The following is a 14327-nucleotide window of genomic DNA, read 5'->3' on the forward strand; positions in this document are numbered from 1 at the left end:
GATCCATGCACCGCCGAATCTCTCCAAGCTGCCTCAACGGCTACGACGTCATCTGCTGCGGCGTCGGCCAGATGGAACGCAATGCCGCCGGCAGACAAGGCGGCATCCCGGAGCCGGTGTTGAGCCACTGCATCACATCCAAAGGGCTGTGCTGGTGGATCCAGCCGATTGGCTTCAGCTTCAGCGTCACGCTGCCCGTGGATCAGCTGTCGGCGTTCTGGACGAAGGATCCCTGAAATGAGCTCCGTTTGCTCAAGCCGGCAGCATCTGACGCAGCCAGGCGAGGCCATCGGCATCGACCAGGGCGCGCAGGCCGATCAGGCGGTCCTGCATGCGTTGGGCCATCCGCTCCTGACGCTGGTCTTCCGATCCGGAGCGGAGTGAAGCCAGAGCCTGATCGGTCTCAACGTCCAAGGTCACCTCGCGGGCGATCTGGGCGGCGAACTGCTGCACCGCCACCTCATCGCGCATGTGAATGGAGAGAGCCAGGGCCAGCAGGCGTCCAAATTCGGGATCGAATCTCATCAAGCCAGATGGAAGTGGGCTTCAGGGTTCCGATTCCGGTAGCGCTGGCGGCAGGCCTCGAGAGCCGCCAGCAGGTCAACGCGAGTGGCATGGGCGCGGTCGCTGCCGTTGCTGTAGAAGGTCCGGCCATTGCGGTACGGCATCGACGCCCATTCCATGGAGAGGGCATCGGCGGCCTGGGAGAGGCCATCACCGGTGGTGATGAAGCGCCAGACAGCGGGGCGCTTGTCCTGGATCAGGCAGAGAAAGGCCTGGTCCTGAACCGCAGTGGAAAACAGCTGGGCAGCGGTGATGCAGCGCTGATCAACCAGCTGCTGCAGGGTGCTGCCGATGATCTGGTAGCGGCCGACGGCATGGATCAGTCGCTGGGCCTGGGCGGCGAGGATCTCAGCAACGGAGACCTGATCGGCTTTGCGGCCAAAGACGCGAACGATGCCGGAGCTGCCGAGGTCCATGGCCTGGCCGTTGTTGGCGGCGTCGTACCCGCCAGCAGATGACGACTCCCCCTTCGCGATCAGGCTGCTCAATGGCTCGGCAATGGAGCCATGAAAAGCCGCGAGGCTGGAGCCGCTGCTGCGCCGGCTGATGGACGGCGGCAGGGGCTGAACTGAGCCATCACCCCCCTGGGAGATGGGTGCGGCTGAGCAGAGCAGCGGTGCGAGAGCTGCAGCCGAAAGGCCGCGAAGCAGAGCAGCGTTCATGCGCGTCCCCCCAGGCGGCGGAGAGTGTCGGCGAGCAAGCCCTCGTAGCGGACGAGCTGGTAGCGGTCCTCGTCCGAGCCGGAGGCGGCGTAGCGGCCGCGGGCGATCTCGACCGCCTCGAGGAGCATCAGAACAACAGGATGCAGCCAAGCAGTATGAGTTCGAATCATGACAAGCTCAGGAGACAGCGAAGGCCATGGCGGCGCGCAGCTTCGAGCCCAGCAGAGGGTCAACGGCGGCGAAGTCCTCGATGGCTGCAGCGCGCTTGCCGGGAGCAAGGCTGAGCAGATCCTGCACAGTGTCAGCCAGGATCTCGGCGTCGATGCTGACCTGCAGCTCGATCAAACCCATGGCGGCATCGGCCAGACCAGCCAGGGCCTTGTTGCAGTTGTTCGAATCCATACAACTCAAGGGCAAAGAACGGGATCCAGGGGAGGCCTCAGGGAGCCAGCGGGAAGCCCTGGAAAGGGTGCCGACACCGGCTTGCGGGTGATCCACCACCGGCGCAGATCAGCGACGAGCATCTCTCCGTAGAGGGTGATCACGTCCTCCCAGCGGAGGCCGTTGGCGTCGAGGCCAACGACGGCATAGGACGGGCAGCGGGCGGCAGCCAAATCAGCCACGAAGCGGCATCCCACCCGATTCCAGGAGGGCTGCTTGCCCCGCCAGAGCAACGAACAGGAGGGCCAGGGCAACTGCTCGCGATCAAACAGCCGGCAAACCGGCCCGCTGACCACGTACAGGAAGCGCCCACCCGGAGAGGAGAAGGCATCGCCACCGATCAGCAGTTGAGAGGATGGTTCAATCTCCATGCCAGACGCAGGGCTCTGTTCGATTGCGAACAAGCTACCCAGCTTGATTCGAGTCCTGACAGCAGCAGCATCAGGGACCCGCAGATCCAGCTAGCAGGACCTGAAGGGGGGAGGGGGTTCTTTCTTGTTCTGCTGCTTCTTCTTCTGTGTTCGTCAGAGTGAGCCGGAAGCGGGAACACCGGTGCTTCTGAATCCGGAACACGGGCGTCCCCGGATCAGGCTCAGGGGTGCACCCAAACCAGGGACGGGATTCCTCCAGAAGAAGGGACAACGATCAATCCCCGAACTGGAAGGTGATGAACTCCACCGGCTCCCAGCGGTCGTCGTCCTCCCTGGCAAAAATCGCGCAGGCACCGGTCTCGCTGTCCTGCGCCATGACGCAGTCGATCAGCTCCTCGCTGTCGGCATCGAACAAGGCCACCACGGTCTCGTCGTCACCGATGCGCTCAGCACGACGACCGCTCTTGAAGTTGATCCGCAGAATTTGGGGCATGGTCTCGGCTGATCCTGCCTGAGGGTTCCAGCCAGGCGTGGCCGCCACGGAATCAGGCGTTGCAAGCCGGCAGCTGTTGTTGAGGTGGTCGATCACCTGTTCAGCGCTCCAGGCAGCAGCAGCGGAGAAGGCCTCCGCCTCCAGCTGCAGCACCTCCATCCCATCGCCGTAGCGGACATAGGGATCCAGGGCCAGATCAAGATCGAGGCCGGCCCGCCTGGCCAGGTCAGCGGAATCGGCCATGGTCTGGCCTTCCTTGAGGGCGAGATCACCGATCCCGCCACCACCGCGGCAATCCTGGGCGACATGGATGGCCTCATGGCGCAGGGTGTCGAGCGATTCGGCATCGACGCCGCTGGCCTCATCCGTGCAGACCACCACAAGGCGATCGAGCGAGAGATACGCCCCCAGCGCCGTCGCGCAGATGCCGTGGCTGTGTCCGATCTGGACCGAGACACCAGCAGCGTGAAGAGCATCGATCAGCTGCAGGTGGCCGGCATCCAGCCCAGCGGTGCCAGCAGCCGACGATGCAGTCGCCGGCGAGACGGTAGCGGCAAGGGCCGAGAGCAGCAGGGCTGCAGCGGCAGGTTTGAGCAAGGCGCACTCCCAACGGTGCGCAAGGGTTCCGATCGGGCCGCCAACGACACCAAATCGGCATCAGGCAGAGGGCCGATCCGTTCGGAGTACAGACGAATCGAGCCTCCATCCAGGCAAGGTGATGCGCCGGATGCCGCGGGCGCTGATCACCTGAGCCAAGACCGCCAACCCGTGGCGATCTCGTCTCGACACTGCTCATAGCCACGCCCTTCGAGGCCTGCCACTCAAATGAGCCGCACAAAACACACCGCGAAATAACCTGCGACACAAGCACAGATCTCGATACCACAGGGCTGCGTCTTGATCGGCAGTACGCACCGGTTCGTGCGACAGCGGCCGACCTTGAGCGTGCCACGGCTGCGCCGCGGCGTGCATCGGCCAGCCGCCGCCGCCCTTCGCTCCGGGGCTGATGTGAGGTGGTTGGCGTAGCGGCTCTCCCGCGGCTGCGGTGGCCCGGCTCTGGTGCGCTTCAGTGAACTCAGAAAGGTGAAGGCACGTGGCGATTTTGCCTGGCACAAGTGAAGAGTGAAACAACAAGAAAGTGCTGATTTTTACCCGCTCAGATGATTCACTTTTTGAGGGGATCAGTGATGGCCCTGGCATGTGTAGATCCATTGCCACACCGTGGTTTTGGCTGGCCAAAAACGCACTGAAGCACCTAAAATATGGATAGATCCAAAGGCCACGAGCCCATCGCCTGCGGCAACTTCCTGTTCTGATCTCGCCATCAATACCGCATTGTTCTGAGCGGTTTGATGCCCCGATCAGTTGTCACTGAAGGCAACTGATTTCATGGTGTTATCTCTTCAATCCCGGCCGGAGATTGCTCCAGCCCGTTCGCTTGTCATCGCAGCTGGCGGCGGCCGTGATCTCGCCTGGCCGCATCAGCGGGTTGCCGCTGAGTTGCTGGCCCGCAGCAGCGGCCGGCTGGTGCATCTGCTGCTCCATGGCGGTGCCCGCGGTGCCGATGCCGCCATCGGCCAAGCAGCCCATCAGCTGGGTTGGCCGTCGTTGGTGATGCCCGCCCAATGGCAGCGCCATGGCCGAGCCGCCGGGCCGATCCGCAACCGCGCGCTGCTGAAGCGGGCCATCGCTCAAGCGGTGCTGCACACCGGCCCGAGCGCGATCGCCTCAGTGCTGGTGGTGGCGTTTCCCGGCGGTGCCGGCACCGCCTCACTGCTGCATCTGGCCCGCCGCATGGCGCCCCGTTCTCCGGTGCCGATCGCCATTGCTGAGGTCAGCGCCACCGCCGGCCTCTGGGCGGTTCCTGCCCTTTAGAGCGCCCCGTCCCGTCGCTGTCCCTGTCTCCAATCCCTGTCCCATCGCCTGTCTGTCCATGGCCGTTCGTTCCTCATCCACTGCGCCTCTCTCCCCTGCTGCCCCCCAGGCCGCCGGGCCGTCCTGCTCGATCCAGCGTTCCGGTTCCCTCTGGCAGCTGGGCATCGAGGCCCAGGAGCTCACCACCTCCATCGGCCTGCTGGCCGAACAGCTGGAAACCGATGCCCCAGAGCAGCGCGCCTCAGCACTGGCTGAGCTGGAGGCTGCACTTCTGGCGGAGGAGAACAACACACAAGCCCTCACCGCCAAGGCCGATGCCAGCTGCTGGGTGATCGAGCACCTGCGTGCTCAGGCGGCTTACCGCCAGCAGCAGGCCAAGCGCCTCACCGAACTGGCCCGCGCCGATGCCAGCCGAGCCGATGCGCTGGAGGATTTGCTGCTGCTTGTTCTCACCCGGCTGCAGCCCTCAGCCACCCGCTTCTCCTTGCCGAATCACGAGCTCACCTCCCGTCAGTCTTCGGCCGTGGTGATCGATGACGAGAACACCCTCGATGCCCAGTGGTTGAGCTTCACCACCACCAGCAAACCGGACAAGGCCGCCATCAAAGAGGCCCTCAAAGCCGGCCAGCAAATCACCGGTGCGCAGCTCCTCTCCCGCCGCAGCTGGCGAATCCGTTAATCCGGCCCATCCCCTGTCGACCGTCCTCCTTTCTCCTTCCAACGCCATGCACACCACCACCGCTGGGTTCTCCCCTGAGCAGCTCGCAGCCCTCTCCGCTCCCCTCGATCGCGCCAAGGTTCAGACCCGCCAGCAGGCCGGGCGATCCCTCGCCTACTTGGAGGGTTGGCAAGCGATTGCAGAAGCCAACCGCATCTTTGGCTTTGACGGCTGGCAGCGCGAAACCATCGCCCTGGCATGCGTCAACCAGAGCGAGCGCTCGATTGGCCGCGATGGTCGCTCTGGCTGGGGCGTCACCTACACCGCCCGCGTCCGTATCCGCGTCGGTGCAGTGATCCGGGAAGGCAGCGGCGCCGGCCATGGCATCGACGCCGACCTGGGCCAGGCCCATGAATCCGCGCTCAAGGAAGCCGAAACCGATGCGATGAAGCGGGCATTGATGACCTTTGGCAATCCGTTTGGCTTGGCCCTCTACGACAAGCAGCAGCGGCAGGTCACCAGCCCGTCATCATCCACACCACCCAACACCCGCCACCGGCTGACGGCTCAACGCCCGGGCGCCGTGAGCAACGCAAAGGCAGAGGGCGGCCTGGAGCCCCTTGATGCCGCCACGGTCCAGACGATCCTGGCCACGGTCCGCAGGTTGCCTCGACCGGAGCTGGAGGGTTTCACCAAGGCGTTCCGCAAGCGGTTCCAGGTACCCGCAGAGGCGACATCGATCGCCGATCGCATCAACCAGCGGCGGCATCACGACTGGATTGAAGCGTTTCTGTTGCAGCACCGGCCCCGCACAGTTGCTGCGACCTCAGGCTGATCAATGCCACTGGCCACCATCAGGCGCTGGGTGCTGGCCGATGACGAAACGCACTGCTGAGGCATCGGCTCCGGGGCTGATCTCGCCCGGAGCCGACGCTTGCAATCATCCAACGTGATCACACACACCACTGTTCGATCTCTGTTGATCACGCGATAGGTGTCCCCCGTCGCCATGCACTGGGAGCGGGCGTTGATCAAGGCCTTGAATTCCGTTTTGAAACGAAATTCCCGGGTCCATCCGTGATCGACGAGGCGTTCAACCGTGAACATCTCGAGCACTCCATCACTCTGTGGAGAGACTGCAGCGCGCGCGAAATTTGACCCGCAAACTGCAATTTATTTCAGGAATCATGCAGATCAAATAAGCAAATCAGCACCGTTCACCACCGGTTCGGGACCACAGCCCGGGCTGACTGCTTCCTGCATCACGCATTCAGCGATTGCTGCGTTCGACACAAGAGGTGGCAACGGCAGCCGTCGTGGTGGGGTTCTGCAACGTGCGCCAGCCGCCGCTGGCGGTGCTGACCTCCACGCCAATCGAGGCCTGGATCGGATCAAAGGCCAGCAGTCGACTCCAATGGATCGCCGTTTCGAGGGCGTACGGCAGGGAGCTGTATTCCTCGTCGAGATGGGGATGGGGCTGCAGGGCAGCGTCAATCAGGCGGTAGCGGCGCGGTGCTGCCATGACGTTCAACAGGCCAACGCTTGTCCAGCATTCACAGAACAGGGCAGAAAAGCTGTGCCCCAGACAACCTTTCAATGTGACGCTTGCTGAAGCGTCATTCCTCCCCCGCGATGGTGCAGGGTTGAAACAGCTGCTGCTGCAGCTCCAGTTCACGCACCAGCTCCCGTGCTTGCCACAGGCCCTGCACTTCTCGGCAGTGGTGATCGCGATCGCAGATTCGATAGACCCCTGTCTCAAGCCGCTCGATCAACGATCCACGGGGCATGCGCGCAACAGCGAAGCCCATTGATCTCATGCATCTCAATTCGGTCTAATTCGGGGATAGCTTGAGTGGGGTGTCGCCGGCGACAGGCCCAGGCAGCAAAAACGGCAGGGGTCTCACGCCTGCCGCCGTCCGTGCTCTCAGGGCTTGGCTCGCCCTTGCAACCTTTATGGCGCAGCACCCCCATGCCGGCAGTGTTTGAAATCACCGATTCAGCCACCGAGCCGCTAGCTCGGCGGCCTCAATGCAGCGCTGGCTGCGGCGTTTGACATCATCCTGGCTGCGTGCACGCTGGATGTAGGCCGCCATCGCTTCCGGGGTTTCGATCAGCGCCAGCAAGCCAGCATTGCGTCCACCCATGCGGGGATCCGCCAACAGGCGGCTGATCAGGCCTTCGCTCCAGAGCCGATGGGCATCGTTGCCAGGCGCAAACAGCTCCTGATGCAGGATCTGCAGGCACTGCTGCTTGAGCAATTCCAGCTGACCAGGCTTCAAACGGCGGCTGTTGGGCAGGCCCCTGGCAGCGCTTGCCTCATGCTCGACACTCCAGCTCAGACCGGTGCCCGGCAGGCCCACCGTGCTGCGATTGCCGCCGCTGCGGTTCACCGGGATGTTGAAGGAAGCACCCCGGCCACCGACGGAGATCGAGCTCAGCCCGTTTGTGGAGAAGTGGAACCGCAGGGGGCCCAGCCGGGCGGATTTGCGAAAACGAAAGGCCATGGCATTAACAACAGATCAGCAGTTCTGCGGGCAATAGCGTCTGGTGCGAGCGGCGAGAGACGAGCCCTAACCAGGCGGCTATTCAAGGAAACGCCTAGTTCTTTAAATAAGCTGACCATCTATTCAAAGTTCGTTCAGGGGGTTCTGCCGTGCGGCGTGAGGCCACCGGCCACTACGTAGCCACCAGCACCGCCGGCGAATCGGTGCTGGCTTTCGTGCCAGCGCCGCTCCCCCCTGATCCGCCGGTAGTGCTGGCTGGATCCCTTCACGCTCTGCACGAACAGGCGCTGCTGGCCTGTGGCCGTCTGGATGGTGTTTCCTCCCTCCTGCCCGATCCCGACCTTTTCCTCTACTCCTACGTGCGGCGCGAGGCTCTGCTCTCCTCCCAGATTGAGGGCACCCAGTCGTCGCTATCCGATCTGCTGCTGTTCGAGCTGGAGGAAGCGCCCGGCGTTCCTTTTGACGACGTCGTCGAGGTCTCAAGCTATGTGGCAGGCCTGGAGCATGGTCTGGCAAGACTGAGCGAAGGTTTCCCGCTCTCATCACGCCTGCTGCGGGACATCCACGGCCGGCTGCTGGCCCGGGGTCGTGGTGCCGATCGCCTGCCAGGGGATTTCCGGCGCAGCCAAAACTGGATCGGTGGAACCCGCCCAGGCAATGCGCAGTTCGTGCCTCCACCGCCGGCTCTGGTGCAGGACTGCATGGGGAAGCTGGAGCAGTTCATCCATGGCGACCACCAGGGTGAGCATTCACTGCCAGTGCTGGTGCGCGCCGCCCTGGCCCATGTGCAGTTTGAGACGATTCACCCGTTCCTCGATGGCAATGGCCGCTTGGGCCGGCTCTTGATCGTGCTGATGCTGATCGAGGCCGGCGTGCTGCAACAGCCGCTGCTGTACCTGAGCCTGTTCTTCAAGCAACACCGCAGCCGCTACTACGAGCTGCTCGACGGCGTGCGCCAGCAGGGCGACTGGGAGGCCTGGATCGACTTCTTCCTTGAAGGGGTTCAAAGCACAGCTTCCGCTGCGGTAGCCACGGCACAGCGGCTGCTCGAGCTGTTTCGAAGGGATGAAGCACAACTGCAGGACCTGGGCCGATCAGGCCACAGCGTGCGCCTGGGCTACGCAGCTCTCCAGCGACGGCCTCTCACCAGCACCAAGCAACTCAAGGAGCTGAGTGGCCTTAGCTTTCCGACAGCCGGCAAGGCAATCGACGCTCTGGTGGAGCTCGGTATCGCCCGGGAAGTCACGGGTGGCCGGCGCAATCGCCTGTTCGCCTACGACGCTTACCTGGCGATCCTCAGCGAAGGTACGGAGCCGCTCTAAATCAAGTTCCCCCGCAAGAGCACCGCAGGCAGACTGACCCCTCCAACCCTTCACGGTGGCCAGGCCATGCCCGTCAACCTGCTCACCGACGCCTGCATCAGCAAAGTGCGCGGCGCCCTGGTGTTCTGGTCACCGGCCAGCGCACATCTGGACGCTGGGTTGCCGCGCAGCAGGCCACGGCTGCATGGACGGGTGCAGATCGTCGATGTCTTTTCGCTGGAGGTGGTCAGCGGCTACAGCCGTGATCCCCAGGGGCGACTGCTGCTCCACGCCGCTCCTTCTGTGGCACAGGGCCGCAGCTGGAGCATGGCCAAGGCTGCGCAACTGATTCGCAATGACGCCCGCCCCAACCGTTGGGTGGCATTGCAGATGGACAACCGCGCCTGGGGGCTGTTCTGGGCCGGCGGCGGCCTGCAGCGCTGCCGTGAACAACTGGCTTCTGAAGGAGGCCATGCAGAAGCCAGTTCAGCATTGGTGCCGGTGAGTGCTGAGCAGGTGCTGGATCTGGTGCTCAGCAACGACCGTTCAACCTCCTCCCACGGTCCACTTCGAGCTGGCCTCTCTCAGCAATCGATCCTGAAGTGGGTGGGCCTCACCTCAGCGGTCTGGCTGGTGATCCTGGCGCTGATCAGTGCTGGCTTCCTGCACCAGCTGGAGCGCCAGGACCGCAAACTCGACCTGCTGCTGGAACGGCTCGAGGCCACCGACATCAACCCCTGAGGGCGACTGGCCACATCCAAGCCGGCGGGAGCAAAATGGAATTCAGCTCCATTCGCGTTCGTCAGCATGAGCCGCGAGATTGATCCCTACCGGATTCCCAAAGCCCGCTGGGAAGTAGCGCCGGCAGCTGGCCTGGCTGCTATCGATATCAACGGCAATGGTGGTGCCTGGAGCGGCCGCGAGTTCATCGGTGAATCCACCCTCGGTGGTGTCGCGGTCTACGCGATCTATCAGGCTCTGCTCACGGCACTGCGCACGGAAGCGCTCCGCAAGCGCGGCGAGATCGACCGGCCAACTCAGGTGCAGGCCATTGCCTCCAGCGTCTGGGAATCGGCCAAACATGGTGCGGTCGTCAGTCTGGTGCTCAGCGTCGTTCTGCTGGTCTTCCCCTGGCTCGGCGTTCCCCTGGCCCTGGTGGGATTCGTTGGCCTGGGCAAGGCCTCGGTGGATCTGCTCCATGCCTTCTGGGATGGCCTGGATGATGCGCAACGTCAGGAGCTGCACCGCGCCGCCTTTGATGCAGGCGTGAATCTGAATCGACTGCTGGCAAATGCTGCTGTGGGTTGAGCGTCGCAACCACGCTAAGAACGGCTAATAAGGCTGAAACTTGTCAACCAGTGACTTCAGTCTCTGCGAAGCCGAGTGGAAGAAAACGGCTTCATCAACCCTGTAGTTCGCTGCGGTTGCTGTTCTTCGTTCACAGCAATTGCTTCTTCGCAGCGTTGTAGAAGCTCCTTCCTCAGACTGTCGGGTTGTTCAATACGGATACCACCCCCAAAGGCAAACAACCAGCTACGCAGATCAATATCGGAAGCCACAGTCCAGTGCGGCAAGTCCAGCTCTACCGGATATGGATGCGTGGAGTCAGCAGAGCCGGGTTCCAGCACGTGTGGCGCTTTGGGGTGATACCACCAGCTGTCTTCAGGGAGCGGCTTGGAAAAACGTGTGTGCTCGATCGGGTAGCGATTCAGCCCCTCGCGAATGAATGCAAACGACCAGTCGTTGCAATAAAACCTGAGGGTGACCAATGCCTCGATACGTTTTTGTCTTGAGTGACTGGCTAAAGCCAGCTGCCGATCCAAATCACTTCCGAAGAAAATGCCACCGCTGTAGGTCAGCAACCGCTCCAGTCTTTGGATGGCAGCGGCATGCTGTTCACGACTGCGGCGGAGGTCTCGATCAGCACGGATCACGGAAAGGCGATCAAGTCTTTCACTGCGAATTAATCCATGTTCACGGCCAATGTTGTCTTCTTCATAAAGCAGATACCAACCCACGTTGTGAAAAATCAGCTGCAATGGCCAGACGCACAGCTCCCCAGCAGGGCTTTCGTCAAACCGTCCCATACCGGGATAACGCTGCAGCAGCACGCGGCGGTGAGCCACGATGGCTGCCTCGATTAACTCCGCACGATGGGGAGCAGCGAGCGAATCACGGCGCACCAACTGGGTATCGACCACCGTATGGCGGGCAAAACTGCGCACCGGCGGGAGGTCAGTGGTGCTGATTCCAGCCCAGGAGAGGCGTTCGTCTAATTCGGCCAGCAGGTCCTGGGCTGATGGATCCGCCAAGCGGGACGCCGCCTGATGCACCACGTTGTGGACCTCCTGCAACCGCGCTGGTGAAAGCACGGCACTCCCCAGGCAGTACCCGTGGCGCACATTGTCGTTGCGTTTTCGGAAGCCATACGGGGTGAGAATTTTCTCAAGGTCCTTGCGAAGGGTCGCTGTCTCGCCCGGCAGGTAGGCACCGGGAATCGTTTCAACAGCGCTGACCAGGTGTTGATGGAGGCCGCTACCGCGCTCGGCTGGCCGGTCAAAGGGCACCTGCAACATGTGGCGCAACAGTGTCATCACCCGCACGAAAACCGGGCCGTCACCCATCGGCGGCAGCCCGCCATGGATAGGACCTTGATCCAACGAGGCGGGCGCCAACTGAATGGCTTCCGTGCTGGGAATCGCACGGCAAAAACCATTGGCTTCCATCCAAAGCAAGTCATTGCGGATGGCAGTGGCATCGGCAAAACAGGCTCCGTGCATGGCACCCAGGAAAGCGGCAGCCCGATCAGCCAGATCCCCCTGGGGAAGTGGAGAAAGGATGGCCTCCAACTGCTCAGCACTGGTGGGATCGGTTGCCGTCAGATCCGGCCAAATGCTCAACAGCCGGATCAGGTACAGCAGCCGTTCGAGATCGAGCAGCTGGGAGTAGCCATGCCGTTGCACTTTTCGCTCGCGGTTAATGGCGGAGCGAATGCGGTGATCAAGACCGCTCAATTCAGCCTGCAGCACAGGCACCAGGTCGTCATGGTGGTTGGGCACCACAGCACAGATCGCAGCGAACCCCTCAGAACGTGAGGGCCCGAAATGCGGGTCAGCCAGTGCAGCAGCCATTTCCTGCACCACTGGCACAGGCACCACACGCTCACGCCGGGCATTCCAAGCCAATGACGTGGGGAGATCGGTGTAAAGCCACCAACCAATCCATTCAACTGGGGTGGGAAGCGTCAACGCCTGGGTCATCGCCAGACGCCAAGCGCGGCGGGCATGGGTGGCATCGACGATCACCGGAACACCAGCGGTCACGCACTCCTGGATGCGCTGATGCAGACGCTGCTGAATGTCGACCCACGGGCCCTGCACTGCAGCATCACCAAACACCTCAGCACGGATGGCATCGGTGGAGAGCACCTGCGCCGGTGGTTCACCCGGAGAGGTGAGCAGGGGCGCCAGGGCCTTGGCAAGGGTGGTCTTGCCGCTAGCAGGCTGTCCGATCAGCAGGTGGCAGCGCAGCGGCGACATCGGGAGGCTCAGATCGCTTTCCACTCTTTCGCACGAACAATGGCCCGTTTCGGGGCTTCGCGGGAAAACCTGATCGCATCCAGGTGTGCTGTTCATTCATGGGCCGATTTCAGGCCACTTATCGCGTTCCCGACGTGTTGCGCCCGATTCAAATTCTCGACTTTGTGGAATTGGCCGGCAGCACCTTGGCTGCTGCCGAGGCGCTGCACCTCTCACAGCCAACCGTGAGCCGCCATAGCAGGCGGCTGATTCATGATCTGGGCTTGGTGTCATCCACAGGCAACCGTGATCCCGGGGCCCTGCGCCATGGATCCAGTGCCTGTCTGCAGTTACTCCGCCAAGCCGCGCAACATCACCGCTTGATGGCGGGAGCCTGGCGACTGGGCAGTTGCCCCTGGGTTGAGGCAGTCCTGCCGGCCTTCAACACTGTTGTCAGAAATCCTGTTCAGTTACGCCATGACATGAGCTGGCGGATCCTGCTGCAGGCCCATGTTCTCGACCTGGTGCTGATCAGTGGTTTCGATCTCGAGCTGATCTGCCCAGAACCCTTGCCATCAGATCAACCGATCACGGTATGGGGCGCTTTTGCCTTGCTGCCAGTGGGGTCATCGGCAATGGGGTTGCTCTGTCCGCCAACCCAGCCAGACGTCCTTCATCGTTGGAGCCCCATTGCTGTTCCAACAGACAGCCTCGCGCCAGGTCTTGGTGCCATGGTGCGGCAGACACAATGGCGATGCCGTTACGCCCCAAAAAGCTGCCACGCTGCCGGCAGTTGGGCGAAGTGGCTAGAGGACGTGCAGGTTCCCGTTGCAGCCACCGCTGCGTGGGCTGCTCAGCTTGAGCGTGCCCTAAACAGTTGGTACTGGCGGCCATGGCCCAAACCCGTTCAAGACCAGGTCTGGCTTGTCGCACTCGAAACGGTTTGGCGAAGCCATCCCCAACTGGAGGAGCTGCGCAATCAACTCAGCGGCCAACAACAAGAATTTGATGCAGATTCTGAATCAGCATCCAGAAAATCCAGGGGCAATTAAGCGATCGATCCATGCACTGTGGTACGTGGCCCTGGGTTTTGATGAGCTGGTTGTGATTGAACAATTCCGGCCATGACTTCTGTTGTCCAGCTTCTGCAGAGATCATCTCTCGCCGGAGCAATGCTCTTTTGCGCTGCAATGCCGATGGCCCATGCGCAAGAAGCAGAAGAGCAACCTGCTCAAGCGGAGCAGGACAAAGGCTTTTATGTCACGGCCGGAGCCGGGGCTGCATGGCCTCAGGATGTCACCGGCAAAAGCACAGTATTGGATATTGATGTGAAGGGTCAATACAGCCTGGGTGTCGGCTTCGCCGGAGAAGTTGGTGCCGGATATGACTTCGGTAATGTAAGGACAGAGCTCACTTATCTTTACAACAATGCATCACTCGATCGTCTGAAGGTTAAAGCTCTAGGCCAGGAAATCACATCATCCGTCAGTAGCGGCGATGTGAACACCAATTCCGTGATGGTATCCACCTATGTCGACATTCCCACCAAAGGCCGCGTCTCCCCCTATCTAGGAGGCGGCATTGGGTATACAAATGTTTCCTGGGGAAGCTACAGCGTCTCCGCTTTGGGAACCAATGTGAAGCAGAGTGCTGGGAATCAGGGTGTTTTTGGTTATCAAGGGAAGCTGGGAATCAGCTATCTGGCCAGCAAAAAGACAGATGTTTTTGTTGAGGCGACTTATCAAGGCACAGCTGGTTTCACAGTTGATGGTGTGTCGTATGACCCGCTCAGCAGCTGGGGGGCACGTCTGGGGGCTCGCTATCGCTTCTGATCTGTAACGAGGGGAGCACATGGTTGAAGCTGAGCCTGTGCTCGCCTGGTGCCCAATCTTCAAGAACGCGAGGTCGAGTGAGCACGTTCGCTCGACCTCAGAGAAGGT

General features: G+C 61.9%; 19 protein-coding genes. 9 read left to right on the forward strand and 10 right to left on the reverse strand.

Going from position 1 to position 14327, the window contains the following annotated elements; translation table 11 throughout:
* Positions 1-5: 5 nt before the first annotated feature.
* Complete coding sequence (locus SynRS9907_RS08875; protein WP_188020722.1) at positions 6-236, forward strand: hypothetical protein; 231 nt, start codon at positions 6-8, stop codon at positions 234-236.
* A gap of 16 nt (positions 237-252) precedes the next feature.
* Here the strand turns inward: SynRS9907_RS08875 and SynRS9907_RS08880 are convergent, their stop codons facing one another.
* The 6 genes from SynRS9907_RS08880 to SynRS9907_RS08900 form a co-directional block, all read right to left on the reverse strand.
* A complete protein-coding gene (locus SynRS9907_RS08880) occupies positions 253-525 on the reverse strand; it encodes a hypothetical protein (RefSeq protein WP_188020723.1) in 273 nt (90 codons plus the stop codon).
* A complete protein-coding gene (locus SynRS9907_RS08885; RefSeq protein WP_188020724.1) occupies positions 525-1226 on the reverse strand; it encodes a hypothetical protein in 702 nt (233 codons plus the stop codon). The genes SynRS9907_RS08880 and SynRS9907_RS08885 overlap by 1 nt, the downstream gene beginning before the upstream one ends.
* Positions 1223-1354, reverse strand: coding sequence for a hypothetical protein (locus tag SynRS9907_RS14065; protein WP_255445847.1), 132 nt, complete (start codon positions 1352-1354; stop codon positions 1223-1225). Before SynRS9907_RS14065 ends, SynRS9907_RS08885 begins: the two co-directional genes overlap by 4 nt.
* A 49-nt stretch (positions 1355-1403) precedes the next feature.
* Positions 1404-1628 carry a hypothetical protein gene (locus SynRS9907_RS08890; RefSeq protein WP_188020725.1) on the reverse strand — a complete coding sequence of 75 codons (225 nt, stop codon included), beginning with the start codon at positions 1626-1628 and terminating at the stop codon, positions 1404-1406.
* A gap of 5 nt (positions 1629-1633) precedes the next feature.
* The gene (locus SynRS9907_RS08895; RefSeq protein WP_188020726.1) at positions 1634-2038 is read right to left on the reverse strand and encodes a hypothetical protein; all 405 of its coding nucleotides are present in this window, start codon (positions 2036-2038) and stop codon (positions 1634-1636) included.
* A gap of 274 nt (positions 2039-2312) precedes the next feature.
* Entirely contained in the window at positions 2313-3128 is an 816-nt protein-coding gene (locus SynRS9907_RS08900; protein ID WP_188020727.1) for a hypothetical protein, read from the reverse strand.
* A gap of 792 nt (positions 3129-3920) precedes the next feature.
* Between SynRS9907_RS08900 and SynRS9907_RS08905 the strand changes: the two genes are divergently transcribed.
* Genes SynRS9907_RS08905 through SynRS9907_RS08915 form a run of 3 tightly spaced genes read left to right on the forward strand, consistent with a single transcriptional unit; the run spans position 3921 to position 5899 of the window.
* Complete coding sequence (locus tag SynRS9907_RS08905; protein ID WP_255445848.1) at positions 3921-4406, forward strand: DUF2493 domain-containing protein; 486 nt, start codon at positions 3921-3923, stop codon at positions 4404-4406.
* A 58-nt stretch (positions 4407-4464) separates the two neighbouring features.
* Positions 4465-5085, forward strand: coding sequence for a siphovirus Gp157 family protein (locus SynRS9907_RS08910; protein ID WP_188020729.1), 621 nt, complete (start codon positions 4465-4467; stop codon positions 5083-5085).
* Complete coding sequence (locus SynRS9907_RS08915; protein ID WP_255445849.1) at positions 5045-5899, forward strand: RAD52 family DNA repair protein; 855 nt, start codon at positions 5045-5047, stop codon at positions 5897-5899. The genes SynRS9907_RS08910 and SynRS9907_RS08915 overlap by 41 nt, the downstream gene beginning before the upstream one ends.
* Before the next feature lie 435 nt (positions 5900-6334).
* Here the strand turns inward: SynRS9907_RS08915 and SynRS9907_RS08920 are convergent, their stop codons facing one another.
* From SynRS9907_RS08920 to SynRS9907_RS08930, 3 genes are all read right to left on the reverse strand, one after another.
* On the reverse strand, positions 6335-6586 hold the full coding sequence (locus tag SynRS9907_RS08920; RefSeq protein WP_188020730.1) for a hypothetical protein: 252 nt from the start codon (positions 6584-6586) through the stop codon (positions 6335-6337).
* A gap of 94 nt (positions 6587-6680) precedes the next feature.
* Positions 6681-6851, reverse strand: coding sequence for a hypothetical protein (locus SynRS9907_RS08925; protein ID WP_255445850.1), 171 nt, complete (start codon positions 6849-6851; stop codon positions 6681-6683).
* Positions 6852-7052: 201 nt separating this feature from the next.
* A complete protein-coding gene (locus SynRS9907_RS08930) occupies positions 7053-7568 on the reverse strand; it encodes a DUF4236 domain-containing protein (RefSeq protein ID WP_188020732.1) in 516 nt (171 codons plus the stop codon).
* A 149-nt stretch (positions 7569-7717) separates the two neighbouring features.
* Here SynRS9907_RS08930 and SynRS9907_RS08935 point away from each other — a divergent pair, with 149 nt between their 5' ends.
* The 3 genes from SynRS9907_RS08935 to SynRS9907_RS08945 all read left to right on the forward strand — a co-directional run bounded on the left by SynRS9907_RS08935 (position 7718) and on the right by SynRS9907_RS08945 (position 10177).
* On the forward strand, positions 7718-8890 hold the full coding sequence (locus tag SynRS9907_RS08935; protein ID WP_188020733.1) for a Fic family protein: 1173 nt from the start codon (positions 7718-7720) through the stop codon (positions 8888-8890).
* A 66-nt stretch (positions 8891-8956) separates the two neighbouring features.
* The gene (locus tag SynRS9907_RS08940; RefSeq protein WP_188020734.1) at positions 8957-9610 is read left to right on the forward strand and encodes a hypothetical protein; all 654 of its coding nucleotides are present in this window, start codon (positions 8957-8959) and stop codon (positions 9608-9610) included.
* A gap of 66 nt (positions 9611-9676) precedes the next feature.
* Positions 9677-10177 (forward strand): hypothetical protein, encoded by a 501-nt coding sequence (locus SynRS9907_RS08945; protein ID WP_188020735.1) that lies wholly within the window; start codon positions 9677-9679, stop codon positions 10175-10177.
* Positions 10178-10233: 56 nt separating this feature from the next.
* On the opposite strand, the gene SynRS9907_RS08950 is transcribed toward SynRS9907_RS08945, so the two are convergent.
* Positions 10234-12408, reverse strand: coding sequence for an AAA family ATPase (locus SynRS9907_RS08950; protein ID WP_188020736.1), 2175 nt, complete (start codon positions 12406-12408; stop codon positions 10234-10236).
* Between the two features lie 98 nt (positions 12409-12506).
* On the opposite strand from SynRS9907_RS08950, the gene SynRS9907_RS08955 reads away from it, so the two are divergent.
* Both SynRS9907_RS08955 and SynRS9907_RS08960 read left to right on the forward strand, forming a co-directional pair.
* A complete protein-coding gene (locus tag SynRS9907_RS08955) occupies positions 12507-13439 on the forward strand; it encodes a hypothetical protein (protein ID WP_188020737.1) in 933 nt (310 codons plus the stop codon).
* 72 nt (positions 13440-13511) lie between these two features.
* Entirely contained in the window at positions 13512-14219 is a 708-nt protein-coding gene (locus SynRS9907_RS08960) for an outer membrane protein (RefSeq protein ID WP_188020738.1), read from the forward strand.
* The last annotated feature ends 108 nt before the right edge of the window (positions 14220-14327 follow it).

The organism is Synechococcus sp. RS9907 (genome assembly GCF_014279615.1).
Classification (GTDB): Bacteria; Cyanobacteriota; Cyanobacteriia; order PCC-6307; family Cyanobiaceae; genus Parasynechococcus.

What these genes read in the sequence shown, in the direction of transcription:
- SynRS9907_RS08910 (WP_188020729.1), top strand. Translation starts at nt 4,465, where the DNA reads ATGGCCGTTCGTTCCTCATCCACTGCGCCTCTCTCCCCTGCTGCCCCC.
- SynRS9907_RS08925 (WP_255445850.1), bottom strand. Translation starts at nt 6,851, where the DNA reads ATGCCCCGTGGATCGTTGATCGAGCGGCTTGAGACAGGGGTCTATCGA.
- SynRS9907_RS08955 (WP_188020737.1), top strand. Translation starts at nt 12,507, where the DNA reads ATGGGCCGATTTCAGGCCACTTATCGCGTTCCCGACGTGTTGCGCCCG.
- SynRS9907_RS08875 (WP_188020722.1), top strand. Translation starts at nt 6, where the DNA reads ATGCACCGCCGAATCTCTCCAAGCTGCCTCAACGGCTACGACGTCATC.
- SynRS9907_RS14065 (WP_255445847.1), bottom strand. Translation starts at nt 1,354, where the DNA reads ATGCTCCTCGAGGCGGTCGAGATCGCCCGCGGCCGCTACGCCGCCTCC.
- SynRS9907_RS08885 (WP_188020724.1), bottom strand. Translation starts at nt 1,226, where the DNA reads ATGAACGCTGCTCTGCTTCGCGGCCTTTCGGCTGCAGCTCTCGCACCG.
- SynRS9907_RS08920 (WP_188020730.1), bottom strand. Translation starts at nt 6,586, where the DNA reads ATGGCAGCACCGCGCCGCTACCGCCTGATTGACGCTGCCCTGCAGCCC.
- SynRS9907_RS08880 (WP_188020723.1), bottom strand. Translation starts at nt 525, where the DNA reads ATGAGATTCGATCCCGAATTTGGACGCCTGCTGGCCCTGGCTCTCTCC.
- SynRS9907_RS08960 (WP_188020738.1), top strand. Translation starts at nt 13,512, where the DNA reads ATGACTTCTGTTGTCCAGCTTCTGCAGAGATCATCTCTCGCCGGAGCA.
- SynRS9907_RS08945 (WP_188020735.1), top strand. Translation starts at nt 9,677, where the DNA reads ATGAGCCGCGAGATTGATCCCTACCGGATTCCCAAAGCCCGCTGGGAA.
- SynRS9907_RS08905 (WP_255445848.1), top strand. Translation starts at nt 3,921, where the DNA reads ATGGTGTTATCTCTTCAATCCCGGCCGGAGATTGCTCCAGCCCGTTCG.
- SynRS9907_RS08890 (WP_188020725.1), bottom strand. Translation starts at nt 1,628, where the DNA reads ATGGATTCGAACAACTGCAACAAGGCCCTGGCTGGTCTGGCCGATGCC.
- SynRS9907_RS08930 (WP_188020732.1), bottom strand. Translation starts at nt 7,568, where the DNA reads ATGGCCTTTCGTTTTCGCAAATCCGCCCGGCTGGGCCCCCTGCGGTTC.
- SynRS9907_RS08895 (WP_188020726.1), bottom strand. Translation starts at nt 2,038, where the DNA reads ATGGAGATTGAACCATCCTCTCAACTGCTGATCGGTGGCGATGCCTTC.
- SynRS9907_RS08950 (WP_188020736.1), bottom strand. Translation starts at nt 12,408, where the DNA reads ATGTCGCCGCTGCGCTGCCACCTGCTGATCGGACAGCCTGCTAGCGGC.
- SynRS9907_RS08940 (WP_188020734.1), top strand. Translation starts at nt 8,957, where the DNA reads ATGCCCGTCAACCTGCTCACCGACGCCTGCATCAGCAAAGTGCGCGGC.